This window comes from Ruixingdingia sedimenti (assembly GCF_031432425.1).
GTDB lineage: Bacteria > Pseudomonadota > Alphaproteobacteria > Rhodobacterales > Rhodobacteraceae > Ruixingdingia > Ruixingdingia sedimenti.
In genome coordinates this window covers 1-1,855 of sequence record NZ_JAVKPH010000098.1, presented here as the reverse complement: position 1 = coordinate 1,855, position 1,855 = coordinate 1, and the positions used below count along the sequence as shown (strand labels likewise).

The 1,855-nt window shown below is 68.2% G+C and carries 2 protein-coding genes; both read right to left on the bottom strand.

Features of this window, described 5'->3' with window-relative positions; genetic code table 11:
• Positions 1–206 precede the first annotated feature (206 nt).
• On the bottom strand, positions 207–1,118 hold the full coding sequence (locus RGD00_RS23195) for an electron transfer flavoprotein subunit alpha/FixB family protein (RefSeq protein ID WP_310459601.1): 912 nt from the start codon (positions 1,116–1,118) through the stop codon (positions 207–209).
• Positions 1,118–1,855 (bottom strand): electron transfer flavoprotein subunit beta/FixA family protein (locus RGD00_RS23190; RefSeq protein WP_310459600.1); only part of this gene is annotated, 738 nt, incomplete at its 5' end. The genes RGD00_RS23195 and RGD00_RS23190, both read right to left, overlap by 1 nt.

The window sequence follows — 1,855 nt, the reverse complement described above, 5'->3', positions numbered from 1 at the left end:
TTTCTGTCCCCAAATATCCCCGCGCGGCGCGCTCCCGTCCCTGCGGCCGGGCCGGCCAGCGGGCGTTGCGCGCCGATGCAGGCGCGATGCGCAGGCGAGGGCTTGCCCCGGCCTGCGCATGGGACCCGCGCGGGGGCCCTTCGGGGGGTGCGGGGGCCGGGGGCCGGCGGGGATCCCGCGCGGCCCCCGGTCCCGGCCCGTCCGCCTCAGAGCTTCCCGGTCAGTTCCGGCAGCGCCTGGAACAGGTCCGCCACAAGCCCGTAGTCCGCCACCTGGAAGATCGGCGCCTCCTCGTCCTTGTTGACCGCCACGATCACCTTCGCGTCCTTCATCCCCGCAAGATGCTGGATCGCCCCCGAAATCCCCACCGCAACGTAAAGCTGCGGCGCAACCACCTTGCCCGTCTGCCCCACCTGCAGGTCGTTCGGTGCAAAGCCCGAATCCACCGCGGCGCGGCTCGCGCCCACCGCCGCGCCGAGCTTGTCCGCCAGCGCCTCGATCAGCGCAAAGTTCTCCTGGCTGCCGAGCCCGCGCCCGCCAGACACCACGATCTTCGCACTCGTCAGTTCCGGCCGGTCCGAGGCCGCAACCCGGTCTTCAACCCAGGACGACAGACCGCCATCCCCCGCCGCCGCAACGGGGGTCACCTCTGCCGCGCCCCCCGCACCCGCCGCGGGGAAGCTTGCCGTGCGTACCGTGAAAACCTTGACAGAGTCTGAAGATCTCACCCGCTGCACCGCATTTCCCGCATAAATCGGCCGCTCGAACGTCTCGGCGTCGATCACCGCCGTCACATCCGGGATCACCATCACGTCCAGAAGCGCCGCAACCCGCGGCAGGACGTTCTTGGCGAACGCCGTCGACGGCGCCGCGATATGGCCGTAGCCGCCCGCAAGCCCCGCGACCAGCGCCGCCACGGGTTCCGCCAGCCCATGCGCGTCCTCGGCATGCAGCACCTTCGCCACGCCCGAAAGCCCCGCCGCCTCGGCCGCAGCCGCCGCCGGACCCGCCACCAGCACATGCACCTCGCCCAGAGACTGCACCGCCGTCAACGTTTTCGAAACCGAATCAGCCGCAAGATGCCCGCCAGACGCATCCGCAAGAAGGAGAACAGCCATCAGATCACACCCTCGTCCTTCAGTTTCGCAATCAGCTCGTCCACCGAACCGACCTTCACCCCGGCCTTGCGGCCCGCGGGCTCCGCCGTGCCGACAACCGTCAGCCGCGGCGCGACGTCCACCCCGTAATCCGCGGCGGTCTTTTCATCCAAAGGCTTCTTCTTCGCCTTCATGATGTTCGGAAGCGACGCATAGCGCGGCTCGTTCAGCCGCAGGTCCGCGGTGATCACCGCCGGAAGCTGCACGCGGATCGTCTGAAGACCCCCGTCGACCTCGCGCGTGACCGTGGCGGAACCGCCCTCCACCACCACTTCCGAGGCAAACGTCGCCTGACCCCAGCCGAGCAGCGCCGCAAGCATCTGCCCGGTCGCATTCATGTCGTTGTCGATCGCCTGCTTGCCGGCGATCACCAGCCCCGGCTGCTCGTCCTTCGCGACCGCCGCCAGGATCTTCGCAACCGCCAGAGGCTCGATGTCCCGATGCACGTCATCCGCCGCAACCACGAGGATCGCACGGTCCGCACCCATCGCCAGCGCCGTCCGCAACGTCTCCGCCGCCTGCTTCACGCCCACCGAAACGACCACCACCTCAGACGCAACTCCCGACTCCTTCAGACGGATCGCCTCCTCGACCGCAATCTCGTCGAAAGGGTTCATCGACATCTTCACGTTCGACAGATCAACTCCACCCCCATCCGCACGAACACGCACCTTAACGTTGTAGTCAATAACTCGCTT

Coding starts and splice junctions, on each gene's coding strand:
- RGD00_RS23195 (WP_310459601.1), bottom strand. CDS start 1,118: ATGGCTGTTCTCCTTCTTGCGGATGCGTCTGGCGGGCATCTTGCGGCT.